Genomic DNA, 26,843 nt, shown 5'->3' with positions numbered 1-26,843 from the left:
GGACCGCCGAAAGGAACGCCATGTTCCTGCTGGTCGGCGTCCTCGGCTTCGTCCCGTGCATCACCACGGATCATGACCGGCTCGGCTTCGCCGGCCACGACTCGATGGGCCTGCTGTTCGGGGTCATCGGCCTGGCCGCGGCCCGCACCGCGCGCGGCGCCCGGGCGTTCCTGATCGCCGGTGGCGCCGTCTACCTGGTGCTCTGGCTGTACGGCCTGGTCATCGACCGCGGCAGTGACGCGAACTTCGTGCCGGTCAACACCGCGGACAACTGGCTGCACCTGGGCTTGGGCATCGGCATGATCGCGCTGGGCCTGCTGACCGCGCGGGCGGGCCGCGGGCCGGGCTACACCTCCTGACCCGTCGTCCGGAGCAGTATGGCGAGGGAGCGGGCGCCGACCACGAGCGTGCCGCCGCCGGGCACCGTGCGGGGGGTCGTCAGCCGGTCGCCGACCAGGACGCCGCCCACCGACCGGTGGAACACCTCGCCCGTGGTGGAGTCGAGCACGACCGCCCACTCCTCGCCGTACTCGCCGTCCGGGACGGTCATCGTGATGTCGTCCTCGTGGGCGTTGAAGCAGAGCAGGAACGAGTCGTCCACCACCCGCTCGCCGCGGGCGTCCAGGTCGGGGATCGCGGTGCCGTTGAGGAAGACCATGATGCTGCGGCCGAAGCCGGCTTCCCAGTCCTGGTCGGTCATCTCGTCGCCGGCCGGGGTGAACCACGCGATGTCGCGCAGTTCGTCGCCGCGGCGGATCGGCCGGCCGGCGAAGAACCGGCGGCGGCGGAACACCGGGTGCCGCCGGCGGAGGCCGATCACCGCCGAGGTGAACTCGAACAGCTCACGGTTGCGCTCCAGCAGCGACCAGTCGACCCACGACAGCTCGTTGTCCTGGCAGTAGGCGTTGTTGTTGCCCTGCTGGGTGCGGCCGAGCTCGTCGCCGTGCAGCAGCATCGGCACGCCCTGGGACAGCAGCACCGTGGCGATCAGGTTGCGGCGCTGGCGGGCGCGCAGGTCGAGGACCTTCTCGTCCTCGGTCGGGCCTTCCGCGCCGCAGTTCCACGAGCGGTTGTCGTCGGCGCCGTCGCGGCCGTCTTCGCCGTTGGCCTCGTTGTGCTTCTCGTTGTAGGAAACCAGGTCGGTGAGGGTGAAGCCGTCGTGCGCGGTGACGAAGTTGATCGAGGCGAACGGGCGGCGGCCGTCGTTCTGGTAGAGGTCGGACGAGCCGGTGATGCGCGAGGCGAATTCGCCCAGCGTCGCGGGTTCGCCGCGCCAGAAGTCGCGGACGGTGTCCCGGTAGGCGCCGTTCCACTCCGTCCACAGCGGCGGGAAGTTGCCGACCTGGTAGCCGCCGGGGCCGACGTCCCAGGGTTCGGCGATCAGCTTCACCTGGCTGACGATCGGGTCCTGCTGCACGAGGTCGAAGAACGTGGCCAGCCGGTCGACGTCGTAGAACTCGCGGGCGAGCGTGGCGGCGAGGTCGAAGCGGAAGCCGTCGACGTGCATCTCGGTCACCCAGTACCGCAGCGAGTCCATGATGAGCTGCAGTGTGTGCGGCTGGCGCACGTTGAGCGAGTTGCCGGTGCCGGTGTAGTCCATGTAGTACTGCGGATCGTTCTCGACCAGCCGGTAGTAGGCCTGGTTGTCGATACCGCGCATCGACAGCGTCGGCCCGAGGTGGTTGCCCTCGGCGGTGTGGTTGTAGACGACGTCGAGGATGACCTCGATCCCGGCCTCGTGCAGCGCCCGCACCATCGCCTTGAACTCGTGCACCTCGCTGCCCGGTGTCGCGGGCCGGATCGAGGCGGCGTATTCGTTGTGCGGCGCGAAGTACGCGATGGTGTTGTAGCCCCAGTAGTTGGCCAGGCCGCGCTCGGTCAGGGCGTGGTCGTGCAGGAAGTGGTGGACCGGCATCAGCTCGACGGCGGTGACGCCGAGGGTCCGCAGGTAGTCGATCATGACGGGGTGCGCCAGCCCGGAGTAGGTGCCCCGCAGCTCTTCCGGGATGTCCGGGTGGAGCTTGGTCAGCCCGCGGACGTGGGCTTCGTAGACCACGGTCTCGTTGTAGGGCACGTTCGGCGGCCGGTCGTTGGCCCAGTCGAAGTACGGGTTGACGACGACCGCGCGGACGGTGTGCGCCGCGGAGTCGTCGTCGTTGCGCTCGTCGGGCCGGTCGAAGCGGTAGCCGAACACGGACTCGTCCCAGTCGACGCGGCCGGTGACGGCCTTGGCGTACGGGTCGAGCAGCAGCTTGGCGGGGTTGCACCGGAGGCCGCGGGCGGGGTCGTGCGGCCCGTGGATCCGGTAGCCGTACTCCTGGCCAGGGCCGATGCCGGTCAGGTAGCCGTGGTGGACGAAGCCGTCGACCTCCGGCAGCCGGATCCGGGTCTCGGTCCCGTCGGGGTCGAACAGGCAGAGGTCGACGCGTTCGGCGACCTCGGAGAAGAGGGCGAAGTTGGTGCCGACACCGTCGTAGTCGGCTCCGAGCGGATAGGGGGAGCCGGGCCAAGGCTGCACAGGGCCTCCACAGTGCGCGGGTGAATTCCGGACCGGGTACCCGGCCGGCCCGCCGCGAACCCGTGACGTGCCTCTCTCACCCGGACGGCCGCGCGGCGTACGCTCGGATCGTGCAGCTGCCGACCCACCGGCCCTCCCCGGCGGCCTCCGAGGCCGCGGGATGAGCACCGGAACCGCCGCCAGGGGCTATGACCACGCCGCTGTCCAGTACGCGTCCGACGCCGAACTGCTCGCCGTCGGCGTTCCGTTCCTGCTGGCCGGGATCGCCGCGGGCGAAACGACCGCCGTCTCGCTGGAGCCCGCCCGCGCCGAGCTGATGCGCGAGGCGCTCCCGCCGGACTCGGGTACGCACTTCCTGACGACGAACGACCTCTACGTGCGGCCCGCCGCCGCGATCCGGTCCTACCGCGAGCTGATGGCCGGGTTCGTCGACGGCGGGGCGACCGGCATCCGCATCTTCGGCGAGATCCCGCGCGCCGCGATCGACACGTCGTGGGACTGGTGGGCGCGCTACGAGGCCGCGGTCAACCACGCCTACGACCAGTTCCCCCTGCGCAGCGTGTGCGCCTACGACGTCCGGACGACCCCGCGCCACGTGCTCGACGACGTCGCCCGCACCCATCCGTTCGTCGCCACCACCGGCGGCGCGTACCGCGCGAACGAGGGCTACGTCGACCCGCTGGCGTTCCTGGCCGTCCCGCGGCCGATGACGCCGCACCCGATCCAGCGCGCCGAGCCGCTGATCACGCTCACCGACCCGCAGCCGCGCGAGGCCCGCCAAGCGGTGCTCGCCGCGAACCGGACCGGGCTGCCCGCCGACGAGGTCGACGACCTCGTCCTCGCGGTCAGCGAGATCGCCGACAACGCGCTCCGCCACGGCCGCCCACCGGTCACCCTGCGGGTCTGGTCCGGCCCCGGCTGCCTGGTGGTGACCGTGCACGACGCCGGCGAGGGCCCCGCCGACCCGTTCGCCGGGCTGCTGCCCGCCGACCGCGAAGTCGGCGGCCGCGGGCTGTGGATCACGCACCAGATCTGCAACCAGGTCACGCTGCACCGCGACGACACGGGGTTCACGGTCCGGCTGACCGCCGGGAACCCGTGGCGCTGACCCGCTCCTGACGAGCACTGCGACCGGCGTCGCGGCGGCATACGCTGTTCGCGCTCGCCTCGCGAAAGGGTCCCCGCCATGTCGCAGCAGGTAACTCACGCAACTTCGGCCGCGGACGGGGTGAACCGGCGCAGCGTGCTCGCCGGGCTCGCCGGCGGCGTCGCCTCGATGGGGCTGCTCGCCCCCACCGCCACCGCCGACGAAAGTAGTGGGCGGCCGCCGCACGATGAACGCGTCGAAGCGCTGCTCAAGAAGATGACCCTGGCCGAGAAGATCGGCCAGCTCCAGCTCGTCGGCGACGAGAACGCCGCCCGCGCGGCCCTCGCGGACGGGCGGCTCGGCGGTGTCTTCTCCGTCGTCGGCGCGGCGAAGCTCAACGCCTTGCAGCGGCTCGCCGTCGAGGGGACGCGGCTGAAGATCCCGCTGATCTTCGGCCTCGACGTGATCCACGGCTACACCACCAACTTCCCGATCCCGCTGGCCCAGGGCGCGAGCTTCGACCCCGCCGTCGCGGCCGCGGACGCGACGGTCTCCGCGAAGGAAGCCCGAAGCAGCGGGATCCACTGGACCTACGCCCCGATGATGGACGTCACCCACGAGCCGCGGTGGGGGCGGATCGCCGAGGGGTACGGCGAAGATCCCTACCTGGCCACGAAGTTCGCCGTCGCGAAGGTGCGCGGCTACCAGGGTGACGACTACGGCAAACCGGACCGGGTCGCCGCCTGCGCCAAGCACTTCGTCGCCTACGGCGGGGCCGAAGGCGGGCGTGACTACAACACCGTCGACGTCTCGCTGCAGCGGCTGCACAACTTCTACCTGCCGCCGTTCAAGGCCAGCGTCGAGGCGGGCGTGGCGACCGTGATGGCCAGCTTCAACACCATCAGCGGCGTGCCCGCGCACGGCAACGGCTACGTCCTGCACGACGTCCTCAAGGGCCGCTACGGCTTCGGCGGGTTCGTCGTCAGCGACTACACCGGCATCCAGGAGCTGATCCTGCACGGCCTGGCCGGCGATGGCGCCGACGCCGCGGCGGCCGCGCTGCCCGCCGGTGTCGACATGGAGATGGTCAGCACGAACTACGCGGAGTTCGCGCAGCGGCTGCTGGACCAGCGGCGGATCACCCGCGAGCAGATCGACGACGCCGTCCGCCGGATCCTGCTGGTGAAGTTCCGGCTCGGCTTGTTCGAACGTCCCTACGTCGACGAGTCCGGCGAGGTCAAGGCGCCGTCACCGGCCGCGCTGGCGGCGTCACGGCAGGCCGCCGGGCGGTGCATGGTGCTGCTCAAGAACGACGGCCCGGTGCTGCCGCTGGCGAAGTCGGTCGGCTCGGTCGCGGTCGTCGGCCCGCTCGGCGCGGCGACCTACGACCTCAACGGCACCTGGGCGGGCCTGGGCGCCGGCGCGGGCACGACGCCGCCGGTGACGGTCGTCGACGGGATCAAGGCCGCGGCGCCCGGCGCCACGGTGACCTACACCGCCGGCTGCACGGTGGAAGGCACCGACACGAGCGGGTTCGCCGCCGCGCAGCAAGCGGCGCGCGCGGCCGACGTGACGGTCGTGGTGGTCGGCGAGACCGCGGCGATGAGCGGCGAAGCGGCGGCACGCAGCTCCATCGACCTCCCGGGCGTGCAGCAGCAGCTGGTGGCCGCGATCAAGGAGACCGGCAAGCCGTTCGTGGTCGTGCTCGTCAACGGGCGGCCGCTGACCATCCCGTACCTGCACGACAACGCGCCCGCCGTGCTCGAGGCGTGGGCGCCGGGCGTGCAGGGCGGCCACGCGATCGCCGACGTCCTGTTCGGCACGGTCAACCCGGGCGGCAAGCTGCCGGTGAGCTTCCCGCGCGCGGTCGGGCAGATCCCGATCTACTACAACCACGAGAACACCGGGCGCCCGGCCGACCCGGCCAACAAGTACACGTCGAAGTACCTCGACCTGGAATCCGGCCCGCTGTACGAGTTCGGCCACGGCCTGTCGTACACGACGTTCCGCATCGACAGCCTCCGGCTTTCGGACACGCGCATGCCGGCCCGCGGCGGACGGATCCAGGTGAGCGTCCGGGTCGCCAACACCGGCGGCCGCGCGGGTGACGAGGTCGTGCAGCTGTACTTGCGGGACCCCGTCGCGAGCATCGTCCAGCCGGTCCGGAAGCTTCGCGGGTTTCAGCGGGTGACCCTGGCCGCGGGCGCGTCGACGACGGTTTCGTTCACGCTCACCCCGGACGACGTCGGGTTCTACGACAACGGGGCCGCGTTCCGGGTCGAGCCGGGGAAGATCGAGGTGTACGTCGGCAACAGCGCCGCGGCGACGCTGTCGTCGAGCTTCACGGTGACCTAGTGTCGCGCGTCCGATGTTCGTCGACAGTGTCCCGGCGTGCGCCCCAATGTGGCGTTGGTTGCGTCTGACGCACCGAACGCCACATTGGGTGCGCTGGACGCACCGAACGCCACATTGGGGTACTCGGCCCGAGCGTCAACCAACTTTCGACGCGTGACCCTAGGAGCGGCAGAGCAGCGCGTCGGGCGTCCGGTTCGACCCGATCCGGCCGGTGTAGGCGACCCCGGCGACGTACTCGCCGGGGGCGCACTGCCCCTTGTAGTTGCCCGAAGCGAAGTCGCCGCCCAGGTCGCCGGACGGCCGGTTGTCGCCGCGGTCGAACCAGACTGTGCGGCCCGTGCGGCCGAGCGGGGTGGGGGAGCGGCCGCACAGGACCGCGGAGACCGCCGCGCCCTTGACGCTGTAGCCGACGACCGCGTGGTCGGGCGGGCACTGCGCCTTGGTGTAGCCGGACGCCCAGTCGGTGTCCACATAGGACTCGTCGCGGACCACCGTGTACGCCGTCGGGGTCGCGAGCGTGCCGGTGCAGAGGCCGCGGTTGCCGGTGTGCGCCAGGCCGGTGAGGCGCTGGCCGTCGGGGCAGGAACCCTTGCGCGCGCCCGGATCCCAGTCCGGCTGCGCCCGCATCGCGCGGGAAGCCGGGAAGTCGGCGTAGTCGAGGTTGAGCATCGACCAGTGCTCGGCGGGCGCGATCTGCCCGGTCCGCGACGGCGCGTTCACCAGCCGCTGCCAGGCCGGGCCGCGCCAGTCGGTGCCGTCGAGGACGTCGATGCGCCGGCCCGCCGCGTCCCACGCCAGCAGGGACCAGCCGTCGCCCGAGCCGTTCGTGTGGAAGCCGACCGCGGGCCAGTAGGCGAAGTCGGTGTCGGTCTCGGCGAGGTAGTCCACGAAGTTCTCGAACCAGGCGCGGGAAGCGGCGTCGGTGGTGCCGCGGCCTTCGCCGAACTCGCTGATCCACAGCGGCGTGGTGTAGTGCTTGCCGGTCTCCGCCTCGACGAAGAACGCCTGGCGGTACAACGTATCGCGCAGCTGCTGGGGCGTGAGGTCGCGGTAGCGCGGGTCGTGCGTCTCGCCGACGCCGGTGGCGCCGGAGTGGTTCGGACCGGTGTAGCCGTAGAAGTGCGCCGAATAGACGAGCTTCCCGGAGTCGACGAGCGTGTGCGACAGGGTGCGCGCGGGCTCGAGCGTGGGGCGGCCGTGGGCGAAGCCGTCGATGGGCAGGCCGGTCCAGTTGATGCCCTCGACGATGATCAGCAGATCCCGGTTGGCCTCGGTGAGGATCCGGTCGGCCACCTGCTGGCTCGCGCGCTGCCAGTCGGTGCCGTTGCCCCAGCCCCAGTTCGGGTCGTCGAAGGTGTTGCGGCGGACCTCGTTGTACAGGTCGGCGCCGACGACGCGCTTGTTCGCGGCGTAGCGGCGGGCCATGAAGAGCCAGTCGTCCTGCCACTGCTGCTCGCTCTGCGCGGTGTTCCAGCGTTCGTTGCCGTCCAGCCCGCAGCACCAGCGAGACGTCGTCGTGTGGTTGTTGAGGATGACGGCGAACCCGCGCGCGGTGAGCCGCTCGACGACGCGGTCGTACACCTGAAGCGGCGTCAGCCCGTGTAAACCGGGATTGGCGGGCAGGTCGGGGACCGCCGCGGTGTCGTGGATCATCGCGTTGGAGAACGGCAGCCGCACGCTGTTGAGGCCCAGCTGCGCCAGCCCGTCGATGACGGCGTCGATCGACGCGCGGTCCAGCCCGAGCGGGGTCTGGTAGGCGATTTCGCCGGCGTGGTGGTTGGCGGGGTCGTTCGTGTCGCCCGACCCGGTCCACGTCCCGCTCGCGCCGTGCCAGTTGGCGGCTTTCAGCTTGAACCGGTTGCCGTTCGCGTCGACGATGTAGCGCCCGCGGGTGCTCAGCGGCCCGGCCCACTCCGCCGTCGAAGCCGACGCGGGATGGGAAAGGGGAACGACGAAGCCGACGGCCGACAGCACGGTGAGCACGGCACTGAGGAACCTCACCGGCGGAGGTTAACCAACCACGAGGGCGGGTGTATACGGCCATGCGGTGGCTCAGCGGGGAATCGCGGCCTCGATGTCGGCGAGCTGGGCCGCGATGAGCTCTTCGAACGCCTCGCCGCGTTCCGCGCCGAGCGGGCGGACGTCCCGGGCGAAGTGGGCCAGCGCGGGGAAGCGCTCGGGGTCGGCGCCCAGCACCGCGACGCGGAACAGTTCCATGCCCTGCTCGCGCTCCTCGGGCGTGATGGTGGTGACGCCGGCTTCGGCCGAGATCAGCGCGGCGATGAGGATCGCGAGCCGGTGGTAGCGCGCCGGGATTTCCTCGTCGGGCAGGCCCGCTTCGCGCAACGCCTGCAGGACCTGCTCCATGACCAGCCGGGAACCGTGGCCGCCCGAGGCATAGCGGCCCCAGATCGCGGCGATCTGCGGTTGCGTGCCGAAGGCCTCCCGCAGGCGCAGGGCCAGCGCGGTGAGGCGCTGCTTCCAGTCGCCTTCGGGGCGGAAGCCGTCCACGGCGGACACCAGGATGCGGTCGGCGAGCGCGCGCAGCAGTTCCGTCTTGGTGCGGAAGTGCCGGTAGAGGCTCGAGGAGTCCGTCCCGAGCGCCGCGGCGAGCTTGCGCACGCTGAACGACTCCGCGTCGCTCGTGCGCAGCAGCTCCGCCGCCGTGTCCAGGATTTCTTCGGTCGTCCAACGCCTGCGGCCCGCCATTTCGCCCCTTTCGACGTCGTCAGCATAGCCTATGCACTTGCTGTTGCACGCACCGCGTGCATAATGAGGACACATCAGCACTGGGAGGAACCATGCAGAACTTCGCCGCACTCGACGCGGCTCTCGAAGACGTCCACCGCGCCGGCGTGCCGGGCTTGTTCGCCGACGTCCGCGACGGCGGCGACGTCTGGCGCGGCGCCGCCGGGGTCGCCGACGTCGAGACCGGGCGGCCGGTCACCGCCGGCATGCGGCACCGCGTCGGCAGCATCACCAAGACGTTCACCGCCGCCGCCGTGCTGCTCCAGGTCGAAGCCGGCCGGCTCGAGCTCGACCGGCCGGTGCGCGACTACCTGCCGGACCTCGTGCCCGGCGACGCGATCACCGTCCGGATGCTCCTCGACCACGCCAGCGGGCTCGCCGAATACCTGCCCTACGCCTATCCGTCGCTGCGCGCGTTCCCCGACTTGGCGAACACGTCGCCGCAGAGCCTGGACGACAACCGGTTCACGCGGTTCGACCCCGTGGAGCTGATCAAGCTGGGCGTCGGCGCGCCGCCCGCGAGTGCGCCGGGCGCCACCCCCGGGCTGTACTCGAACACCAATTACCTGCTCCTGTGCGCACTCCTGGAACACGTGACCGGCGTCGCGGCCGAGAAGGTGATCACGCGGGACGTCATCGAGCGCGCCGGGCTCCGGGACACCGAACTCCCGTGCGGCACGCAGATCGACGGCCCGCACTCGCGGCTCTACGAGTCCTGGTTCGGCATGATCGACCCGCCGCGCGACTACAGCGTCTACGACATGTCGTGGGTCGGGCCGTCGGCGTCGCTGATCTCGACCGTCGCGGACCTCAACCGCTTCTACGCGCGGCTGCTGGCCGGTGAGATCGTCAGCCGGGCTTCGCTCGCGGAGATGCAGCGCACGGTGCCGGTGATTTCCCAGGAGGGCAAGGTGATTCCGTACGGCCTCGGCCTGCACCCGACGGAGGCGCCCGGCCGGCCGACGTTCTGGGGGCACGGCGGCACGGTCTGGGGCGGCGGCGCCCTGGCCATGACCCGGGCCGACGGCGGGCGGCAGCTGGCCCTCGGGCTGAACCTGCAGCGGTGGAACACCCTCGACGCCTCGGGCCGGCCGCAGCCGCACCCGATCGACGCCGCGCTGGCGGCTTTCCAGCGGATCGCGTTGTACGGGGAGTGAGCAGCGGCCCCGGCGCGGCGAGGCGAATCAGACGCCGTGGGCGACCGCGGTCAGCAACGTCGTCAGCTGGGCGCGGAACCGGAGTGCGCTGTGTGCCCACTTCGGGTTCTCGTCGTAGAGCTGTCGCAGGGTCGGGGACGGCTGCGACAGCTGGAACAGGTACGCCGCGCCGCTGATGGCCGCCGTCAGCAGCGTCTGCGCGCCCGGCTCGGTCAGGTCGGCCGCCTCGGTCAGGGCTTTCGTCATCACGTCGAACGCCGTGGTCGCCGCGGTCTTGTACTGGCGGGCGCGCTCCAGGCGGACCGCGCCCTCCAGGCTGAGGACCACGTGCGTCTGCAGGTCGCAGAACAGCGGCAACCGTTCCATCGAGCCCGCGACGACGTCGGCCACTTCGGCCGCGGTCAGTCCGTGCCGGCCGTCGAGGTCGGCCAGCAGCTGGTCGCGCCAGTCGGCCCAGCCCTGTTCGGCCAGCTCCAGGAGGAGCTCCTCGCGGGATTCGAAGTAGCGGCGCAGTGCCGACGGGTGCAGGCCGACCCGGTTCGTCACCTCGGTCAGCGTGACCTCGCGCACACCGCGCTCCGCCGCGAGCTCGCGCGCGGCGGTCAGGAGTGCGGTCTTGCGGGCCTCTTTGTCCTGCTCGGAGCGGGCGCGCTGACGGGGCTGGGGCACGTCCGCCAGCTTAACGCAACGGCTTTGACTTAACTGCGGGACGCGCCTACGGTGGAATTAACGCAAAGACATTGCGTTAAGGAGGAATCATGATCTTCTTCGTGACCGGCGCGTCCCGCGGGCTCGGCCGCCGGATCGTCGAGCAGGCGCTCGCCGCCGGGCACCAGGTCGTCGCGACCGCCCGTGATCCGCGGACGCTCGACGACCTCGCCGCCCGGTACGGCGAGCAGGTCCACGTCGAACGGCTCGATGTCGCCGACCCGGCCGCGGCCGAAGCCGCGATCGCCGCCGGGGTGGCCGCGTTCGGCCGGCTCGACGTGGTGGTCAACAACGCGGGGCAGGCGGACCGGGCCTCGCTCGAGGACACTTCCCTCGACGTCTTCCGCCGCCAGGTCGAGACCAATTTCTTCGGCACGGTGCACGTCACCAAGGCGGCCGTGCCGGTCCTGCGCAGGCAGGGCGGCGGCCGGATCATCCAGGTTTCCTCGCTCGGCGGGCGGGTCGGCAGTCCCGGGTTGACCGCTTACCAGTCGGCGAAGTGGGCCGTCGGCGGGTTCAGCGAGGCGCTGGCCACCGAGGTCGGCCCGCTGGGCATCAAGATCACCGTCCTCGAGCCGGGCGGGATGCGCACCGACTGGGGCGGCGTCTCGATGACCACACCGCCGATCAGCGAGCCGTACGAGGCGACCGTCGGTGCGTCCGAGCGGGCGATGGCCGGCTTCGAAGAGCACGCGAACAGCGACCCGCGGAAGGTCGCCGATCTCGTGCTCACCGTCGCCGGCCTCGACGATCCGCCGCTGCGCCTGCTCGCCGGCAGCGACGCCTACGAGTTCGGCCGGGAGGCGTGGCGGCACCGCGTCGAGACCGACGAGAAGTGGGCCGGGCTGACCCGCTCGACCGACCACGACGACGCCGATGACGCATGGCGTGCTCAGCGCGGCAAGAGCCTGCCCGACGTACGCGCGTGACGCCGATGGGTGGTCGAGGTTCCGGACGGCCCGGCACTGGGTAGCCCACAGGTGTGAGGCTGAGCAGGTGGTGCCTGCTGCGACGAGTGAGAGGTGATCACATGAGCCAGGGCGACGCCCCGGTCGGGCGATCGGTGAAGACGGCGGCGGCCGGCGTTCGGGATCTCGCCGCGGAGGCCGCGCGAGTGGGTGCGGCCGCGGCCGCGCGGGCGGTGGAGATCACCGACCGGAAACTGGCCGAGAGCAAGGACGAGCTGACCAAGGTCGGCCGCGCGGCGACCAAGGACCTGGACAAGAGCACGCGGGCGTCACGGCGTGACGTGCTGTCCAGCTCCACGGCCGCCCGCGACGAAGTGCTGGCCCGCGCGGCGAAGCTGCGCGACCCGGGCCGCAAGGCCGCCCTAGCGGTCGCGGCGGTGGTGGGTTCGGCGAACGAGTCGGGCCGCCGCCAGCGCAAGGCGGTGTCGACGGCCAAGCGCGACTTGGCCGCGGCGCTCCAGGAAGCGAAGGGCGTGGCCCGCGGCGAGCGCACCAAGCGGGCGCGCTGGCCGTGGCTGGTGGCGCTCGGCGCGGTGGCCGCGGCGATCGTGGCCGTGGTCCAGGTCCGGCGGCCGAACCCGTTGGCGGAGCAGGAAAACCCCGCCACGGAACCGGCTGCCGACACGGCGGCCACGCTGTCCGGCGACAAGCCCGCGGCGGTCCCGGCCGAGAAGCCGGTGGCCCCGAAGCCGACCCCGGCGGCGTCGGCACCGGCCGACAAGCCGGTCGCGCCGAAGGCGGATCCGGCCGCGCCGAAGCCCGCGCCGAAGCCGGCGGAGAGCGCGAAGAACGGCCGTGAGCCGGCCGGGCGGGGCCAGCACAAGGCTCGCTGAGCCCGGTTGCCGCTGCCCGCACCCGAGTGATCACGGGTGCGGGCAGTGGTGTGCGCGGAGAACGACTCGCGCCGGGGTCGGCCGGACCGCAGTTCGCGGTGAATTTGCTGCGCATCCCAGTGCGGGCTGGCGGGCGCCCCGGTGCGGGGTGGGCGTGCTGGTCTGGGCCTGGGCGGGCGGGCCGGGGACCGCAGCTTGCGGTGAACCGCCGCGCATGCCCGCGCGCGGGAACCCGGCGCTCGCCTGACACCCGTCAATCCCCGTCCGCCACCCGGATCACGGTCTTCCCGCGGGTCCGCTGGGCGAACTCCGCCGGCACCTCCTCGAGCGGCCGCACCGCGCCGACCCGGACTTCGAGGCGGCCGTCTCGTACGCGCTGGACCAGGTCCGCCAACCTCACCCGGTCCGGCTCCACCACGAAGAAGACCGCTCGCCCGTCCTTCGGACGCACCCGGGGCGGCTCGGCGATCGTGACCAGCGTCCCGCCCGCGCGGACCAAAGCCGCCGACCGGTCGAGGATCTCGCCGCCGAGGACGTCGAGGACCAGGTCCACTTCGCCGATCTCCTCCAGTCGGCTCGGCTCGAAGAAGGCCGAAGCGCCGAGACCCAGCACCGTGTCGCGGTCGGCGGGGCGGCCGGTACCTATTACTCGGGCGCCCGCCTGCCGGGCGAGCTGGACCGCCAGTGAACCGACGCTGCCCGCCGCGCCGTGGATCAGGACCGTGCGGCCGGCGGTGAGGCCGCCGTGGTCGAACAACGCTTGCCAGGCCGTCAATCCCGAGATCGGCAGGGCCGAGGCGGTCACGTGGTCGACATCCGCGGGCAGCGGGGCGAGGTTGCGCGCTTCCACCGCCACGTAGTCGGCCAGGGTGCCGTCGCGGGTCCAGTCGGCCAGGCCGAAGACGCGCTGGCCGACGGTCAGGCCCGTGGTGCCGTAGCCGAGTTCCGTGACCACGCCGGAAAGTTCGTGGCCGGGCACGCTCGGCGTGCGGTCCCGGCCCGCGCGGTCGGTCCACGTGGCCGGCCAGGTCAGCTCGCCGGGGGTGAACGCGGCCGCGTGCACCCGCACGACGACGTCGTTTTCGGCGGCGTGCGGGTGCGGCAGCTCGGTGAGGGCGGGTTCCGCGGTGCGGTCCCGGACCGTGATGGCACGCATGGCGATCAGCTCCGTTCGAGGGGGTTGGCCGCCATCCGGGCGGCGAGGTCGTTGCGGATCGCGGCGGCGGCCGAGCTGTCCGGCTTGCGGTCCGCCTGGTCACGGAAGCAGCGCAGGAACTCGCCGACGAGGTCCAGCCGCGGGTAGCAGGCCAGCACGTCGGACCGGAAGCCGGCGGGCAGCTCGGCCACCCCGCGCCCGGCGATGTCGGCCGCGGCGGCCCTCGACAGCAGGAAGCCTTCGGGGTCCTCCGCCGGGTCCACCTCGGGCGCCATGTGCCGGACGATCACCTCGGCGAGCCGGTCCCGGCGCGCGGCCGGCCACCCGGCGCCGGCGGCGAACACCCACCCGACGTGGCCACCGGCCACCTCGAACGGCTTCGTGTGGCTGTCGAACTCCGGGGCCAGCCCGACGTCGTGGAGCATCGCCGCGACGAACAGCAGCTCGTCGTCGAAGTGCACCCCGTGCGCCTCGCCGAGCGCCACCGCCCAGGCGTAGACCCGCATCGAATGGTTCAGCAGTGACGGCGACGAGTACGCCGCCGCCACTTCGGCCGCGGTCGTGCAGGCCGGGCCGCTGGGAAGGGAAAGGTCCATGGCCCGAGGGTACGCCTTACATTACGACCAATGTATGTAACGTAACTTACGCGGCGCTGGGTGAATCGATGACAAATCGATGCAACGCCTCTAGGCTCGGGCGCCAGAGGGAAGGAGAGCCCGTGCCCGAGAACCGCCTGCCCGTGCTGACGGTGCACGTGCGCGCCGTCCCCGAAGCCGTCGTAGTCGCGGCGGAGGGCGACCTCGACCTCGGCAGCGCGCCGGTGCTGCGCACCCGGGCCGGAGCCGCGCTCGACGGGCGGCCGGAGGCGCTCGTCGTCGACCTCGGCGGCGTCGGGTTCTGCGGTTCGGCCGGCCTGCAGGTCATCGCCGAGCTCGTCGCCGCGACCACCGCGGCGGACGTGCCGTTCGCGCTGGTCACCGACCGGCGCGCGGTGCTGCGCGCGCTGCAGCTCACGCGGCTCGACACCACCCTCGCCCTGCACCCGACACTGGCCGGTGCCCGCGCGTGGCTGCGCGAGCGGGCATGAACGGGAGTTCGGCCGGGTAGTCCTCCGCCATGGAAGCGGAGGCGCTGCTGCAGAGCCTGACCCGGGTGGTGACCGCGCTGGACGGCACCGGTATCCGGTTCGCCGTGGCCGGTGGCCTGGCGGTGTACGCCCGCGGCGGCCCGCCGTCCGACCACGACGTCGACCTGTTCCTCAAGCCCGGCGACGCGGACCGGGCGGCGGAGGTGCTCACCGCCGCCGGGCTGCGCCGCGTGCACCCGCCGGAGGACTGGCTGACCAAGGTCTACGACGGCGAGATCCTCGTCGACCTGATCCACCGGCCCAACCACCGGCCGGTGACCGACGAGCTGCTGGACCGCGCCGCCTTCATGCGGGTCGGGTCGACCGCCGCGCCGGTCGTGTCCGGCACCGACCTGCTCGTCGACAAGCTGCTCGTGCTCGGCGCGCACCGGTGCGACTTCGTGCCGCTGCTGCAGATCGCCCGCGACCTGCGCGAGCAGGTCGACTGGACCGAGGTCGCCGTGCAGGTGTCGGCGTCCCCGTACGCCCGCGCGCTCCTGGCGCTGCTCGGTGACCTGGCCGTGATCGATCCGGAGGAGGCTCTCGTGCCCGAACCACCGCAGTACCTCGTCGCCCGGCTGAGCCGGGCCCTCGCCGAAGACCCCCGCACCGCCGAACTCGGCGTGCACGTGACCGTGCGGGGCGAGCACGTCCACCTGACCGGCGAAGTGACCTGCCCCGCGCGGAAGGCGGAGGTGGACGCCGTCGTCGGCGAGTACCTGACCGGGGAGCTGGTGCACAACGACGTCCGGGTCGCCGACGTCCGCGAGCCGGCGAGCGCGGAGGAGATCGGCCGATGAGGATCGCCGCGGTCGGGGACGTGCACCTGGGCGAAGACTCCCGCGGCCTGCTCCGGCCGGCCCTCGGGCACCTGGACGGCACTGCCGACGTCCTCCTGCTGGCCGGGGACCTCACCCGGCACGGCACGCTCGAGGAAGCCCGCGTCGTGGCCGACGAGGTCGCCGGGCTGGGCGTGCCGGTCGTCGCCGTCCTGGGCAACCACGACCACCACAGCGACGCCGCGGACGCCATCGCCGGCGTGCTCCGGGACGCGGGTGTCACGGTGCTCGAAGGTGACGCGGCCCGGTTCGAGCTGCCGGACGGCTCGCTCGGCGTCGCGGGGGTCAAGGGGTTCGGCGGCGGGTTCGCCGGCAAGTGCGCCAGCCGCTTCGGCGAGCGCGAGATGAAGAACTTTGTCGAGCACACGATGGCGTCGGCCGAATCGTTGCGCGAAGCGTTGCAGAGCCTCGACACCGACGTCGTCGTCGCGCTGACCCACTACGCGCCGATCCCCGGCACGCTGCACGGCGAGCCGCCGGAGATCCACCCGTTCCTCGGCTCGTACCTGCTGTGCGAACCGATCGACGAGGTGGGGGCCGACCTGGCGCTGCACGGCCACGCCCACTTCGGGTGCGAGCAGGGCGTCACGCCCGGCGGGGTCCGGGTGCGGAACGTAGCGCAGCCGGTGATCCGGAAGGCGTACGCGCTCTACGAACTCCACCCGGCCGAGGTGTCCGCGCGGCGCTAGCCGGCGCCGTAGCGGAGGCCGTCGACGAGAACGCCGACCATGCGCTTGCCGTGCCCCGGCTCGCGGCCGGGTACGGGCTGGCACAGCAACGCGATCGCGTACAGGAGGTCTTCGGCGCCGAGGTCGCCGCGGATCGCGCCGTCGGCGGCCGCCGCGTCGAGCAGGGCCGTGAGCGTGGGGCCCAGGCGCTCCATAAAGTAGCCGGGCAGCCCCTCGAACGCCGGATCGCCCGAGTGCAGGGCCGAGGCGAGCCCGCGTTTGGCCCCGAGGAGCTCGACGAACCGGTCGATCCACAGCGACAGCGCCCGCTCCGGCGGGTGGGCGTCGCTCAGCTCCGGGCCGGCGTCGGCGACCGCGTCGATCCCGGTCTGTACCACCGCTTTGACCAGGTCCGAGCGCTGCGGGAAGTGCCGGTACAGCGTGCCGACGCCGACTCCGGCGAGGTCGGTGATCTCCTTGGCCGGTGCGTCCACGCCGGAGGTGTCGAAGACCGTCCGCGCCGCCTCGACCAAGGCCTCGACGTTGCGCTGGGCGTCGGCGCGCCGCCGTCGGGTTTCCTGGGTCACTTCGCCCCTCTCGGTTGCGTAACCGGAAAAGCTTTCCGTATAGTTCCGGAATAGCTTTCCACTTACGGCCAGCGTACGGCATCCGCGCCGGCCGGCACCTCGGCGGGAGAAAACCCATGCAGTACCGCACCCTCGGCCGGACCGGGATCAAGGTCAGCCCGTACGCGCTCGGCGCGATGATGTTCGCGACGTCCTTCGGCAACCCCGACCCGGACGACTCCGCCCGCATGATCCACAAAGCACTGGACGCGGGCCTCAACTTCATCGACACCGCCGACGCGTACGGCGATTCCGAAGAGGTCGTCGGCAAAGCGTTGCGGGGCCGCCGCGACGACGTCGTGCTCGCGACCAAGTTCGGCCGCCCGGTCGGCGACCACCCGCACCACCAGGGCGCGTCCCGGCGCTGGATCGTCACCGCCGTCGAGAACTCGTTGCGGCGCCTGGGGGTCGACCACATCGACCTCTACCAGGTGCACCGCACCGATCCCGCGACGGACGTCGAGGAAACGCTTTCCGCGCTGACCGACCTGCTCCGCGCCGGCAAGGTCCGCGCGATCGGCACGTCCCAGAGCCTCGCGTCCGACATCGTCGAAGCCCAGTGGGTCGCCGAACGGCGCGGCCTGGCGCGGTTCCGCGCCGAGCAGGCGGCCTACTCGATCCTCAACCGCGGCGTCGAACGCGAAGTGCTGCCGCTGGCCCAGCGCTTCGGCATGGGCACGCTGATCTGGGGCCCGCTCGGGCAGGGCCTGCTCACGGGGCGCGTCCGCAAGGGCGAGCGGAACGACCTGCGCCGGGCCCACCTGCTCAAGCACCTCACCGACGAACGCCGGCTCGACGTCGTCGAGCAGCTCGTTCCGCTGGCCGCCGAAGCGGGCCTGCCGATGACCCATCTGGCGATGGCCTTCGTCATCGCCCACCCCGGCGTCACGAGCGCGCTGCTCGGGCCGCGGACCATGCCCCAGCTCGACGACCTGCTGGCCGGCGTCGAGGTCCGGCTCACCGACGACGTCCTCGACCGCATCGACGCAATCGTGCCGCCCGGCACCAACATCGGCGCGCTCGACCAGAACTACCAGCCGCCGGCCGTGCACGACCCTGGTTTGCGCCGCCGCCCGCTCGCCGAGCGCGCCGCGGCCTAGTGTCACGCGTCCGAGGTTCGGTGACGGCCGGCGGCGCGTGCGAACGTCTTGAATGAGTCATTCAGGTCTTCGGAGGTCCTGAATGACTCATTCAAGACGCGTGACACCAGCCGGCGCTCCGGGGCGGGTCTTGACGAGCGGGGCGTCCCGGCACAGCTCGCGGAAGCCGACGCCGTAGTACAGCTCGCGTGCCGCGGGGTGGCCCGGCGCGCCCAGGCAGGCGACCGTCGCGTGCCTGGCGCCGGCCGCGCGCGCCAGGCGCATGCCCTGCAGGAGCAGCGCACGGGCCAGGCCGCGGCGCCGGAAGCCCGGGTGCGTCCCGACCGGCTCGAACTCGGCCGTCTCGTTGGCTTCGTCGAGCCACAGGATCGCCGAGCACGCCATCGTCCCGTCCGGTGCCTCCACCAGGACGTGCAGGTCGTCGCGGTACGCCGGGGCCTGCCGGACGCCTTCGTAGCTCTCGGCCGTGTACGTGGTGGGAGCCCAAGCGTCCACATGGGACTGGACCGCGGCCGCCGGCCCGGCTTCGCCCGCGGTGCGGAACCGGAACCCGGCGGGCAGGACCGGCCCGGCGACGTCGGCGAGGTCGCGCTCGTTGAGCTGGGTCCAGGAGCCGGTGTCGCCGAGCGCGTCCGGGTCGGTCTCGTAGCCGTGCGCCGCCCAGCGCGCCAAGGCGAACTCGTCCGCGGCGCCCGCCAGCGCCGAGCGCTCGACGTCGCCCGCCGTGGCTTCGTACCAGGCGATCACCTCGTCGATGAGCGGGGCGTGGCCGGGGTGGACCTGGTGCGCGAGGGAAGCGCCGGTGACGTCCTTGACGGTGCCGTCGCTGCGCCGCACCCGGCGGGGGAGGCGCGCCCAGGCCCACGCCACCAGTTCGCCGCCGGAGAACCACAGTTCCCGGCGCCAGCTCGCGCCGGCGGCGGTGTGGTCCTTGCCCCAGTTCCAGGCCAGCTCGCCGTAGGACGCGTCGCCGTTCACCAGCTCGGGGCGGGTGGCGGTGACCCGCTGCGCGAGGCCTTGCATGAGCCGCAGGTCGTCGACGGTGATCATGGAGCGGCACTGTGTCAGAGGGCGGTTTGCGCCGTCGAGTCGTTTTCGGCCGGGATACTCGCGGGGAGGAGGTGGCGTGTGGTCGTGCGGGTGCTGGTGGTGGCCGTGCTGGTCGTGGTGCTGGTGCTGGGGCTCGTCTGGGTGTTCCAGCGCCGGCTGATCTACCTGCCCGACGCCGGTCCGGTGCCGGCCGCCGCGAGCGTGCTGCCCGGTGGTGAAGACGTCCGCCTCCGCACGGCCGACGGCCTGGAGCTGGGCGCCTGGTACGTCCGGCCCCGCGACCGCGAGCCGTCGGCGACGGTGCTGGTGGCCGGCGGCAACGGCGGGAACCGGGCCGGGCGCGCGCCGCTGGCGGCGAAGCTGACGGAGGCGGGGCTGGCGGTGCTGTTGTTCGACTACCGCGGCTACGGCGGCAATCCGGGCGACCCCAGCGAAGCCGGATTGGCCCTCGACGTCCGCGCGGCCCGCGGGTTCCTGGTCGAAGAGCGGCGGGTTTCGCCGGAGCGGCTGCTGTACTTCGGCGAGAGCCTCGGGTGCGCCGTCGTGACCGAGCTGGCCACCGCGTACCCGCCGGCCGGGCTGCTGCTGCGCTCGCCGTTCACCGACCTCGCGGCGGTGGGCGCCGAGGCTTACCCGTACCTGCCGGTGCGGCTGCTGCTGCGCGACCGCTTCCCGGTCGAGGAGCAGGTCGCGCGGGTTCGGGTGCCGGTGACCGTGGTGCTGGGCGGCGCGGACTCGATCGTGCCGCCGTCGCAGAGCCGCGCGGTGGCGGCCGCGGCGTCGGCGCGGGTGGTGGAGATCCCCGGTGCCGACCACAACGACCCGGTCCTCCTGGACGGCCCGGAGCTGATCGAGGCGGTCCTGGCGCTGGTGCCGCGCTGATCGGCCGGACGAGGAAGACCGCAGCGCGCCGCCGTCACCGGCCCAGCTGCTTCAGCAACTCCGCCGCGTCCACGACCTGGCCGGCGGGCGGGGCCGGGATGTCGACCGGCTTGCCCCAGTCGCGGTAGTCGGTGGTGCCCTTGGCCGGCGCGGGGGCGGCGGAGAAGTCGACGGCGTAGCGGACGGGCCGGGCCGCGGCGTCGAGCCACAGCTGGGCGGGGACCTTGACGGCGCCCGGCTGCGGCCCGAACTCGGGGAACAGCTCCGGCGCCTTCGCCGGGTCGAGTTCGAGCCGGTAGTGGTTGACGGCGACGTCGCCGAGCTTGGTCTGGCCGGCCGAGACGATCCGGCCGGTGCGCTCGATCTCCGTCAGGGCCCGGCCGAGGTCCGGCAGCTTGACCGAGAGCAGGAACCCGGTGCCCAGCGCCTGCGCGACCGGGTCGGCGCTGCCCGCGTCGGTGCCGACCCAGGGCTTGCCGGGGATCGCTTCCTGCGGCGTCCGCGTGAAGGTCCGCGGGCCGATCACCCGCGTCTCGCCGCCGTCGAACGCCATCGACAGCGAGGTCTCCCCGCCGTCGAACCGGATCGAGCCGGTGAGCTCCTGGGTGGTGGGTCCGGACACCGAGGTCGTCGTGAAGCCGGCGGACGGCCCGCGGCCGATGCCGGTCCGGGCGGTCCCCACCAGGCCGGCGACGTCGGTGGCCGGTGGCGCGAGCGCCGGCGGGGCCGGCGGCGGCACCGGGGCCGGGTAACAGGCGGTCAACGCCAGTGCCGCCGCGGCGACGGTCAGGACGGACTTGCGCACCCGGGCCCCCTCGAAGTCGTGTTCCGGGGGAAGGTAATCGGGGAAGGTCACAATCCGGGCAGGGTGTGCGCGGTGGTCCCATCGCGCATAATGGGCCACTGACCGACTGCTTGGTATGTGCCGGGCACCACACGAAGGAGACACACTGCCGTGAACTCGTTCAAGGATCGCGTCGCGATCGTCACCGGGGCCAGCCGGGGCATCGGCCTCGGGATCGCGAAGACGCTCGTCGAACGCGGCGCCAAGGTGTGCATCACCGCGCGCAAGCCGGAGGCCCTCGAAGAGGCCGTGAACTCCCTCGGCGGCCCGGACGTCGCCATGTTCGTGCCCGGGAAGGCCGACGACACCGACCACCAGGACGAGGCGGTCGCCAAGACGATCGAGACCTTCGGCCGGCTCGACTACCTGGTCAACAACACCGGCATCAACCCGGTCTACGGCTCCACCCTGGACATCGACCCGGCCGCCGCGGCCAAGATCCTCGGCGTCAACGTGCTCGCGCCGCTGGGCTGGACCAAGCGCGCCCGCGACGCGTGGATGGGCGAGCACGGCGGTGCCGTCGTCAACGTCGCTTCCGTCGCCGGCCTCGGCGCTTCGCCCGGCATCGGCATGTATGGCGTCAGCAAGGCCGCGCTGATCCGGCTGACCGTCGAGCTCGGTGCCGAGCTCGGGCCGAAGATCCGCGTGAACGCCGTCGCCCCGGCCGTGGTCAAGACGAAGTTCGCGACCGCGCTCTACGAGGGCCGCGAGGAGGAGGTCGCCTCGGCGTACCCGATGAAGCGGCTCGGCGTGCCAGCCGACATCGCGGGCGCGGTGGCGTTCCTGCTGTCCGACGACGCGGGCTGGATCACCGGCCAGACCATGGTGCTCGACGGCGGCGTGACCCTCGGCGGTGGCCTGTGACCGGCGTCGTCATCACCGGTGGCGGCGGGGGCATCGGCGCCGCGCTGGCCCGCCGGTTCGCCGCCGGCGGCGCCCAGGTCGTCGTGGCGGACCTCGACGGGGACAAAGCCGCCGAAGTCGCGAAGGAGATCGGCGGGACGGCGTTCGTCGGCGACGTCGCGAGCGTCGACGGTGTCGCGAAGCTGATCGAAAGCGCCCGTGCGACGCTGGGCGAGATCGACGTCTTCTGCGCCAACGCGGGGATCGCGCCCTTCGGCGGCGCGGAAAGCCCCGAGGAGGTCTGGGCGCACACCTGGGACGTCAACGTCATGGCGCACGTCCGCGCGGCGAACCAGCTGCTGCCGGCGTGGCTCGAACGCGGCGAGGGGCACTTCATCGCGACCGTGTCCGCCGCCGGGCTGCTGACCAGCCTCGGTTCGGCGCCGTACTCGGTGACCAAGCACGGCGCGCTCGCGTTCGCCGAGTACCTGTCGGCGACCTACCGGCACCGCGGGATCACCGTGCAGGCGATCTGCCCGCAGGGCGTCCGGACGGCGATGCTCGAGAGCACCGGCACCGCGGGTCAACTGCTGATGGGCGCTTCGGCGATCGAACCCGAGCAGGTCGCGGACGCGCTGTTCGCGGCGATGGAGTCGAAGCAGTTCCTGGTCCTGCCGCACCCGGAGGTCGCGGAGTACTACGCCGCGCGCGCGACGCAGACCGACCGCTGGCTCGGCGGGATGAACAAGCTGCAGCGCAAGGTCGAAGCGGCGCTCGAGGCGGAATGAGCTGGCAGCCGGAGGTCGACGAGCTGGCCCGGCGGCGCGAGCTGGCCGAGCGCATGGGCGGTCCGGAGAAGGTGGCCCGCCAGCACGCCGCCGGGCGGTCGACGGTCCGCGAGCGGATCGCGGCGCTCGCCGACCCCGGCAGCTTCGACGAGATCGGCGCGCTGGCCGGCACGGCGTCCTATGTGGACGGCGCGCTGGAGTCGTTCACCCCGGCCAACTTCGTCATCGGCACCGCCCGGCTCGACGGCAGGCGGGTGGCGATCGGCGGTGACGACTTCACCGTCCGCGGCGGTGCCGCCGACGCCGCGATCATGGAGAAGCAGGTCCACGCCGAGCGCCTGGCCAACGAGCTCCGGCTGCCGCTGGTGCGGCTGATCGAGGGCACCGGGGGCGGCGGCAGCGTCAAGATGCTGGAGCAGCACGGGTTCACCTACGTCCCGGTCAACCCGGGCTGGGACCTCGTGGTGGACAACCTCTCGACGGTCCCGGTGGTCGCGCTCTGCCTCGGCCCGGTGGCCGGGCTCGGGGCCGCGCGGGCGGTGATGTCGCACCTGAACGTGCTGGTCGAAGGCGCCGGGCAGCTGTTCGTCGCCGGGCCGCCGGTGGTGAAGCACGCGACGGGGGAGGACCTCACCAAGGAAGAGCTCGGCGGCGCCGACGTCCACCGGCGCAGCGGCGCGGTCGACCGGATCGTGGCGTCCGAAGCCGAGGCTTTCTCGGTGGCGAAACAGTTCCTGTCGTACCTTCCGTCCTCTGTGGACTGCCTGCCGCCGGTGACGTCCACATCGGACCCCGTGGACCGCGCCGACGAGGGACTGCTTTCGCTGGTGCCGCGCAACCGGCGTCAGCCCTACCGCTTGCGGCCGCTGCTGGACGGCGTCTTCGACGCGGGCTCGGTGTTCGACTACGCCGTGTCGGGCGGCTCGGCGTACGCGGGACTGGCGCGGCTGAACGGGCACCCGGTCGGCGTCCTGGCCACCGATCCCTACCGCGGCGCGACGCTGACCCCCGAGGGCGCCGACGTGATGACCCGGCTGGTCGACCTCTGCGAGACGTTCCACCTGCCCCTGGTTTCGCTGACCGACCAGGCGGGCATGGTGATCGGCGCGGCGGCCGAGCGCGCGGGCGCGATCCGCCACGGCGTCCGCGCGGTCACGGCGGTCTACCAGGCGCGGGTCCCGATGGCCGAGGTGATCGTCCGCCGCGTGTTCGGCGTCGGCGGCGCGGGCCAGGTCAACCGCCACCGCCTGGTCCGCCGCTGGGCCTGGCCCTCGGGCGACTGGGGCTCCCTGCCGGTCGAAGGCGGCATCGAAGCGGCCTACCGCGCGGAACTGGACGCGGCCGACGACCGGGCGGCGCGGATCGAGGAGATCCGCGCGCGCCTGGACGCGGTGCGATCGCCGTTCCGGACGGCGGAGCGCTTCTCGGTCGAGGACGTCATCGACCCGCGCGAGACCCGGTCCCGGCTGTGCGACTGGATCGGGGACGCCTACGCGGTGCTGCCAAGACTTGCCGGCCCGCCGTCGTTCGGGATGCGGCCCTAGGCGGTGCTGCCGCTGAGGGTGTCCCGCAAGCGCAGCAGTGCACGGCGACGAGCGTGTGCTCGTGCCAGCAGCAGTCCCGCCACCGCGATGAGGACGCCGCCGGCCAGGGCGGTGGCCAGGATTTCCGCCGTGGTGCGGCGGGTCGCGGCCAAAGCCGTACCGGCAGCGCAGGTGCCCACGCTGACCGCGAGCGCGAGCCGGGCGCCCACCACTTGGTCCCGGGCGAACAGCGGCCGGCGGTGGCTCAGGACCCACCCGGCGAAGGCGGCCCAGGCAAGGCCGACCGCGATCAACGCGGCGAAGGCGGCCTGGGTGCGAGCGGGTGCGGTTCGGTCACCCACAGCACGGTGATCAGCGCCGCACCGCACCCGCCCGCGAGCTCAACGGCCACGTGCCGCATCCGGGAGTTCCTCCAGCACAGCCCGGCGTGCCGCGTCGTCGTGCTCACTCATGTCTCGTATCCCTTCTCCACCGGGACGTCCCGGAGCATGCGGCGCGCGCGGTGCAGCCTGCTCTTGACCGGCAGATCCTCCAGGTGGAACAGGATCAGCACCTCGCGTTCCAGCGGCGGCAGCCCGCTCAGGCCGGCTTCGATCTCCATCGCGGTCAGGACGTCACCGAGGCCGTCGTCGGCGGCGACGGCGTCCGTCTCGACTTCGGTGATCCGCGGCGCCCCGTACCTCCGGCGCAGGTGATCGGTCACGGTGCGCCGGGCGATGGTGAACAGCCACGGGGCGAACCGCTGCGGCTCGTGCGGGCGCGGGAGCCCGCGCACCACGGAGACCCACGTCTCTTGGGCAAGGTCGTCCGCGACGTGCGGGGAGCCCACCATGCTCCGCACATAGCGCCACAGCGGGTGGTGCCAGAGCCCGCACCAACTTGGGGAACGCGTCCCGTTCCCCGAGCCGGCACACGCCTTAGCGGACCCGGTACCAGTGCGGCCGGAGCAACTCAAGTGCGACCGGCTCGCCGCCGGGCCGGTCGAACATCCGGACGCCGTCGCCGAGGAGCACCGGGACCGGCAGGGCGAGGATCTCGTCCAGCAGACCCGCTTCGAGGCACTGCCGGGCGATGTCGGCCCCGAGGACGTTGACGTACTTGTCGCCGGCCGCCTTCTTCGCCTGCCCGACGGCCTCCTTCAGATCGCTGAGGAAGGTGACCCCTGGCGCGGGGGCTGCGGGCCGGTGGGTGAGCACGAACTGCGGTCCCTCCCAGCCGCCGCCGAACGCCTTGCCCTCGCCTTCGGTGCCGCGGTGGGGGTCGTCGCCGCCGTAGGTCCGGCGCCCGACGAGCAGGGCGCCGATGCGGGGGATGAGCTCGTCGACGAGCGGGTCGGGCCCGAGGTGGGGCGTCAGCCAGGACATGTCCCCGCCCGGGCCGGCGATGAACCCGTCGAGGGAGGTGCTGAAGGCGTAGAGCAGCTTGGCCATGGGACCTGCTTTCCGTGGTGGCGTCTCGGACGGGAGTACTGACCGGCCGGGCCACGGAAACTCATCGGTCCGGGAACTTCGGGGGCCTCCGCTCGTTCCAGCTGGCCAGTCCCTCGGCCAGCTCGGGGCGGCCGAACGACTCGATCATCAGCGCCGTGGCTTCGCGCGCAGCCTCTTCGAGCGTCAGGGACGCTTCGCGCCCGAACTGCTCCTTCATCACGGCCATCGAGCGGGGCGCGCTGTAGGTCGCCAGCTCGGTCGCGTAGGCGTGCGCGCGCAGCGCCAGCTCCCCGGCCGGCACGACCTCCTGGACCAGGCCGTAGTCCAAGGCCTGCTCCGCGGTGAACGTGCGGCCGGACAGCAGCAGGTCGCGGGCGCGGCCCTGACCGACGAGCTCCGGCAGCAGCTTCGCGACGCCGTACTCGGCGATCAGCCCGCGCCGCGCGAACGCCGTGGTGAACTTCGCGCCCGCGGCGGCGAACCGGACGTCCGCCGAGCAGGCGATGACGAACCCGAGCCCGGCGCAGCCGCCGTTGATCGCGGCGACCACCGGGACCCCGACCGACGCCGCCGCGAGCACGTCGCGGAAGTTCTCGTGCCCGCCGCCCCCGGCCGGGGGAGCGGCGGCGATGTCGTCGAGCAGCCCCAGGTCGGCGCCGGGGCAGAACGCCTTGCCCGCCCCGGTGACGACGACCGCGCGGACCCCGGCGTCCGCGTCGGCCTGCCGCAGCAGGGCGCCGTAGCGGGCCTGCATCGGGACGTCCATCGCGTTGCTGCGGTCGGGTTTGTCGAACGTCAGGGTCGCGACCGCGCCGTCCGCCGCGTACCGCACGCCATCCACCGTGGACAAGGCCGCCTCCTCGTGGTCGGGCCCCATACTAAGCGGGCTCGGCCACGTGGCGGGCCGGCTGACGGAAGGCTGGGCGATGTCCCGGCGGCTGGTCCTGCTCGGCGGCGGGTCGCTGGCGATGTCCGCCGGTTGCCTGCTCTGCCTGCCGACGGGCACGCCCTGGTTCTATGCCGGGATGCTGGTGGTCACCCTCGGCGAGCTCGCGCTGATCGTGGCGGCGGACGTCGTTGCGTCCGAGCTGGCTCCCGACGGGGCGACCGGCGTCTACCTGGGCTACACGACCATGTCCTGGGGCGTCGGCGCGGCACTGGCGGGCCTGCTGTCCGGCTTGCTGCTGGACGGCTCGAGCACCGGCCGGATCTGGTTCTGGCCGGTGAGCACGGTGGTGCTGCTGGCCGGTGCGACGGGGCTCATCACCGTCGGGCGCAGGCAGGCCCGGAACACAGCGGCGATCGCCGCCACGGCCTGAGTGAGCCGTGCGGACGTTCCCCGTGCTGCGCCCCTTCGAGCTTCGCGTGCGCGGCCAGCTCGTGGACCTCGGCGGTCCCCGCATCCGCACCCTGCACGCGCCGCGGACGGCGGATCTCCGCGCCGATCGCCCGCGTGGCACCGTGCCGCCCGGCGGCCGCGATCAGGACCTTCATCGGCACCTCCAGCGCCGTTCGAGTCGTGCGCGCACAGCGTCGCGCCCGCCGGGTGCGGTGGTGAGAGGACAACGGCTCC

Annotated in this window: 28 protein-coding genes; 15 read left to right on the top strand and 13 right to left on the bottom strand. The window is 72.7% G+C overall.

What is annotated here, in order from left to right; all coding sequences use genetic code 11:
• Positions 1–20 precede the first annotated feature (20 nt).
• A complete protein-coding gene (locus H4696_RS17345) occupies positions 21–359 on the top strand; it encodes a DUF4383 domain-containing protein (protein WP_086861495.1) in 339 nt (112 codons plus the stop codon).
• Here H4696_RS17345 and glgX read toward each other — a convergent pair.
• On the bottom strand, positions 347–2,518 hold the full coding sequence (gene glgX / locus H4696_RS17340) for a glycogen debranching protein GlgX (RefSeq protein WP_086861494.1): 2,172 nt from the start codon (positions 2,516–2,518) through the stop codon (positions 347–349). The genes H4696_RS17345 and glgX overlap by 13 nt on opposite strands.
• A gap of 160 nt (positions 2,519–2,678) precedes the next feature.
• Here glgX and H4696_RS17335 point away from each other — a divergent pair, with 160 nt between their 5' ends.
• A complete protein-coding gene (locus H4696_RS17335) occupies positions 2,679–3,626 on the top strand; it encodes a sensor histidine kinase (protein WP_086861493.1) in 948 nt (315 codons plus the stop codon).
• A gap of 78 nt (positions 3,627–3,704) precedes the next feature.
• Positions 3,705–5,960 carry a beta-glucosidase BglX gene (gene bglX / locus H4696_RS17330; RefSeq protein ID WP_192782364.1) on the top strand — a complete coding sequence of 752 codons (2,256 nt, stop codon included), beginning with the start codon at positions 3,705–3,707 and terminating at the stop codon, positions 5,958–5,960.
• Positions 5,961–6,119: 159 nt separating this feature from the next.
• Here the strand turns inward: bglX and H4696_RS17325 are convergent, their stop codons facing one another.
• Positions 6,120–7,961 carry a glycoside hydrolase family 5 protein gene (locus H4696_RS17325; RefSeq protein ID WP_086862753.1) on the bottom strand — a complete coding sequence of 614 codons (1,842 nt, stop codon included), beginning with the start codon at positions 7,959–7,961 and terminating at the stop codon, positions 6,120–6,122.
• A gap of 51 nt (positions 7,962–8,012) precedes the next feature.
• The gene (locus H4696_RS17320; RefSeq protein ID WP_086862752.1) at positions 8,013–8,669 is read right to left on the bottom strand and encodes a TetR/AcrR family transcriptional regulator; all 657 of its coding nucleotides are present in this window, start codon (positions 8,667–8,669) and stop codon (positions 8,013–8,015) included.
• 92 nt (positions 8,670–8,761) lie between these two features.
• Between H4696_RS17320 and H4696_RS17315 the strand changes: the two genes are divergently transcribed.
• Complete coding sequence (locus tag H4696_RS17315; protein ID WP_086862751.1) at positions 8,762–9,865, top strand: serine hydrolase domain-containing protein; 1,104 nt, start codon at positions 8,762–8,764, stop codon at positions 9,863–9,865.
• A gap of 27 nt (positions 9,866–9,892) precedes the next feature.
• Here the strand turns inward: H4696_RS17315 and H4696_RS17310 are convergent, their stop codons facing one another.
• Positions 9,893–10,534: a TetR/AcrR family transcriptional regulator gene (locus H4696_RS17310; protein ID WP_086862750.1), complete on the bottom strand. Its 642-nt coding sequence runs from the start codon at positions 10,532–10,534 to the stop codon at positions 9,893–9,895.
• An 89-nt stretch (positions 10,535–10,623) separates the two neighbouring features.
• Between H4696_RS17310 and H4696_RS17305 the strand changes: the two genes are divergently transcribed.
• Both H4696_RS17305 and H4696_RS17300 read left to right on the top strand, forming a co-directional pair.
• A complete protein-coding gene (locus H4696_RS17305) occupies positions 10,624–11,502 on the top strand; it encodes an SDR family NAD(P)-dependent oxidoreductase (RefSeq protein ID WP_086862749.1) in 879 nt (292 codons plus the stop codon).
• A gap of 101 nt (positions 11,503–11,603) precedes the next feature.
• Entirely contained in the window at positions 11,604–12,374 is a 771-nt protein-coding gene (locus tag H4696_RS17300; protein ID WP_086862748.1) for a hypothetical protein, read from the top strand.
• Between the two features lie 253 nt (positions 12,375–12,627).
• On the opposite strand, the gene H4696_RS17295 is transcribed toward H4696_RS17300, so the two are convergent.
• A complete protein-coding gene (locus H4696_RS17295) occupies positions 12,628–13,530 on the bottom strand; it encodes an NADP-dependent oxidoreductase (protein WP_192782363.1) in 903 nt (300 codons plus the stop codon).
• A gap of 5 nt (positions 13,531–13,535) precedes the next feature.
• Positions 13,536–14,126, bottom strand: a complete 591-nt coding sequence (locus H4696_RS17290; protein WP_086863447.1) for an HD domain-containing protein — start codon at positions 14,124–14,126, stop codon at positions 13,536–13,538.
• 122 nt (positions 14,127–14,248) lie between these two features.
• Here H4696_RS17290 and H4696_RS17285 point away from each other — a divergent pair, with 122 nt between their 5' ends.
• The 3 genes from H4696_RS17285 to H4696_RS17275 are packed head-to-tail and all read left to right on the top strand — an operon-like array spanning position 14,249 to position 16,184.
• Entirely contained in the window at positions 14,249–14,617 is a 369-nt protein-coding gene (locus H4696_RS17285; protein WP_086863446.1) for an STAS domain-containing protein, read from the top strand.
• 29 nt (positions 14,618–14,646) lie between these two features.
• Positions 14,647–15,456 (top strand): nucleotidyltransferase family protein, encoded by an 810-nt coding sequence (locus tag H4696_RS17280; protein ID WP_086863445.1) that lies wholly within the window; start codon positions 14,647–14,649, stop codon positions 15,454–15,456.
• A complete protein-coding gene (locus tag H4696_RS17275; protein ID WP_086863444.1) occupies positions 15,453–16,184 on the top strand; it encodes a metallophosphoesterase family protein in 732 nt (243 codons plus the stop codon). The genes H4696_RS17280 and H4696_RS17275 overlap by 4 nt, the downstream gene beginning before the upstream one ends.
• Here the strand turns inward: H4696_RS17275 and H4696_RS17270 are convergent.
• On the bottom strand, positions 16,181–16,750 hold the full coding sequence (locus H4696_RS17270; RefSeq protein ID WP_192782362.1) for an SbtR family transcriptional regulator: 570 nt from the start codon (positions 16,748–16,750) through the stop codon (positions 16,181–16,183). The two genes, H4696_RS17275 and H4696_RS17270, sit on opposite strands and share 4 nt — an antisense overlap.
• Before the next feature lie 116 nt (positions 16,751–16,866).
• Here H4696_RS17270 and H4696_RS17265 point away from each other — a divergent pair, with 116 nt between their 5' ends.
• Positions 16,867–17,889 carry an aldo/keto reductase gene (locus tag H4696_RS17265; protein WP_086857965.1) on the top strand — a complete coding sequence of 341 codons (1,023 nt, stop codon included), beginning with the start codon at positions 16,867–16,869 and terminating at the stop codon, positions 17,887–17,889.
• Between the two features lie 87 nt (positions 17,890–17,976).
• Here the strand turns inward: H4696_RS17265 and H4696_RS17260 are convergent, their stop codons facing one another.
• Positions 17,977–18,939: a GNAT family N-acetyltransferase gene (locus H4696_RS17260; protein ID WP_086857964.1), complete on the bottom strand. Its 963-nt coding sequence runs from the start codon at positions 18,937–18,939 to the stop codon at positions 17,977–17,979.
• Between the two features lie 78 nt (positions 18,940–19,017).
• On the opposite strand from H4696_RS17260, the gene H4696_RS17255 reads away from it, so the two are divergent.
• Entirely contained in the window at positions 19,018–19,821 is an 804-nt protein-coding gene (locus tag H4696_RS17255; protein WP_249026907.1) for an alpha/beta hydrolase, read from the top strand.
• 34 nt (positions 19,822–19,855) lie between these two features.
• On the opposite strand, the gene H4696_RS17250 is transcribed toward H4696_RS17255, so the two are convergent.
• On the bottom strand, positions 19,856–20,626 hold the full coding sequence (locus H4696_RS17250) for a hypothetical protein (RefSeq protein ID WP_249026906.1): 771 nt from the start codon (positions 20,624–20,626) through the stop codon (positions 19,856–19,858).
• 150 nt (positions 20,627–20,776) lie between these two features.
• Here H4696_RS17250 and H4696_RS17245 point away from each other — a divergent pair, with 150 nt between their 5' ends.
• From H4696_RS17245 to H4696_RS17235, 3 genes are read left to right on the top strand one after another with little or no spacing between them, the layout of a single operon-like run.
• Entirely contained in the window at positions 20,777–21,529 is a 753-nt protein-coding gene (locus H4696_RS17245; protein ID WP_086857963.1) for an SDR family oxidoreductase, read from the top strand.
• Complete coding sequence (locus H4696_RS17240) at positions 21,526–22,296, top strand: SDR family oxidoreductase (protein ID WP_086857962.1); 771 nt, start codon at positions 21,526–21,528, stop codon at positions 22,294–22,296. The genes H4696_RS17245 and H4696_RS17240 overlap by 4 nt, the downstream gene beginning before the upstream one ends.
• A complete protein-coding gene (locus H4696_RS17235; protein ID WP_086857961.1) occupies positions 22,293–23,840 on the top strand; it encodes an acyl-CoA carboxylase subunit beta in 1,548 nt (515 codons plus the stop codon). The genes H4696_RS17240 and H4696_RS17235 overlap by 4 nt, the downstream gene beginning before the upstream one ends.
• Here the strand turns inward: H4696_RS17235 and H4696_RS17230 are convergent.
• The 4 genes from H4696_RS17230 to H4696_RS17215 all read right to left on the bottom strand — a co-directional run bounded on the left by H4696_RS17230 (position 23,837) and on the right by H4696_RS17215 (position 26,120).
• Positions 23,837–24,181 carry a hypothetical protein gene (locus H4696_RS17230; RefSeq protein WP_192782361.1) on the bottom strand — a complete coding sequence of 115 codons (345 nt, stop codon included), beginning with the start codon at positions 24,179–24,181 and terminating at the stop codon, positions 23,837–23,839. The genes H4696_RS17235 and H4696_RS17230 overlap by 4 nt on opposite strands.
• A gap of 107 nt (positions 24,182–24,288) precedes the next feature.
• Positions 24,289–24,672, bottom strand: coding sequence for an RNA polymerase sigma factor (locus H4696_RS17225; RefSeq protein ID WP_143265000.1), 384 nt, complete (start codon positions 24,670–24,672; stop codon positions 24,289–24,291).
• Positions 24,673–24,757: 85 nt separating this feature from the next.
• Positions 24,758–25,270 carry a dihydrofolate reductase family protein gene (locus H4696_RS17220; RefSeq protein WP_086857960.1) on the bottom strand — a complete coding sequence of 171 codons (513 nt, stop codon included), beginning with the start codon at positions 25,268–25,270 and terminating at the stop codon, positions 24,758–24,760.
• Between the two features lie 61 nt (positions 25,271–25,331).
• Positions 25,332–26,120: an enoyl-CoA hydratase-related protein gene (locus H4696_RS17215; protein WP_086857966.1), complete on the bottom strand. Its 789-nt coding sequence runs from the start codon at positions 26,118–26,120 to the stop codon at positions 25,332–25,334.
• Between H4696_RS17215 and H4696_RS17210 the strand changes: the two genes are divergently transcribed.
• The gene (locus H4696_RS17210) at positions 26,113–26,589 is read left to right on the top strand and encodes an MFS transporter (RefSeq protein WP_143264999.1); all 477 of its coding nucleotides are present in this window, start codon (positions 26,113–26,115) and stop codon (positions 26,587–26,589) included. The genes H4696_RS17215 and H4696_RS17210 overlap by 8 nt on opposite strands.
• Positions 26,590–26,843: the final 254 nt, after the last annotated feature.

Source organism: Amycolatopsis lexingtonensis (assembly GCF_014873755.1).
GTDB classification, from domain to species: Bacteria; Actinomycetota; Actinomycetes; order Mycobacteriales; family Pseudonocardiaceae; genus Amycolatopsis; species Amycolatopsis lexingtonensis.
Note: the sequence above shows the minus strand (reverse complement) of the source record. Positions and strands in the feature narration are given on the sequence as shown.

What these genes read in the sequence shown, in the direction of transcription:
- H4696_RS17345 (WP_086861495.1), top strand. Translation starts at nt 21, where the DNA reads ATGTTCCTGCTGGTCGGCGTCCTCGGCTTCGTCCCGTGCATCACCACG.
- H4696_RS17335 (WP_086861493.1), top strand. Translation starts at nt 2,679, where the DNA reads ATGAGCACCGGAACCGCCGCCAGGGGCTATGACCACGCCGCTGTCCAG.
- bglX (WP_192782364.1), top strand. Translation starts at nt 3,705, where the DNA reads ATGTCGCAGCAGGTAACTCACGCAACTTCGGCCGCGGACGGGGTGAAC.
- H4696_RS17320 (WP_086862752.1), bottom strand. Translation starts at nt 8,669, where the DNA reads ATGGCGGGCCGCAGGCGTTGGACGACCGAAGAAATCCTGGACACGGCG.
- H4696_RS17315 (WP_086862751.1), top strand. Translation starts at nt 8,762, where the DNA reads ATGCAGAACTTCGCCGCACTCGACGCGGCTCTCGAAGACGTCCACCGC.
- H4696_RS17305 (WP_086862749.1), top strand. Translation starts at nt 10,624, where the DNA reads ATGATCTTCTTCGTGACCGGCGCGTCCCGCGGGCTCGGCCGCCGGATC.
- H4696_RS17300 (WP_086862748.1), top strand. Translation starts at nt 11,604, where the DNA reads ATGAGCCAGGGCGACGCCCCGGTCGGGCGATCGGTGAAGACGGCGGCG.
- H4696_RS17295 (WP_192782363.1), bottom strand. Translation starts at nt 13,530, where the DNA reads ATGCGTGCCATCACGGTCCGGGACCGCACCGCGGAACCCGCCCTCACC.
- H4696_RS17290 (WP_086863447.1), bottom strand. Translation starts at nt 14,126, where the DNA reads ATGGACCTTTCCCTTCCCAGCGGCCCGGCCTGCACGACCGCGGCCGAA.
- H4696_RS17280 (WP_086863445.1), top strand. Translation starts at nt 14,647, where the DNA reads ATGGAAGCGGAGGCGCTGCTGCAGAGCCTGACCCGGGTGGTGACCGCG.
- H4696_RS17275 (WP_086863444.1), top strand. Translation starts at nt 15,453, where the DNA reads ATGAGGATCGCCGCGGTCGGGGACGTGCACCTGGGCGAAGACTCCCGC.
- H4696_RS17265 (WP_086857965.1), top strand. Translation starts at nt 16,867, where the DNA reads ATGCAGTACCGCACCCTCGGCCGGACCGGGATCAAGGTCAGCCCGTAC.
- H4696_RS17260 (WP_086857964.1), bottom strand. Translation starts at nt 18,939, where the DNA reads ATGATCACCGTCGACGACCTGCGGCTCATGCAAGGCCTCGCGCAGCGG.
- H4696_RS17235 (WP_086857961.1), top strand. Translation starts at nt 22,293, where the DNA reads ATGAGCTGGCAGCCGGAGGTCGACGAGCTGGCCCGGCGGCGCGAGCTG.
- H4696_RS17225 (WP_143265000.1), bottom strand. Translation starts at nt 24,672, where the DNA reads ATGGTGGGCTCCCCGCACGTCGCGGACGACCTTGCCCAAGAGACGTGG.
- H4696_RS17220 (WP_086857960.1), bottom strand. Translation starts at nt 25,270, where the DNA reads ATGGCCAAGCTGCTCTACGCCTTCAGCACCTCCCTCGACGGGTTCATC.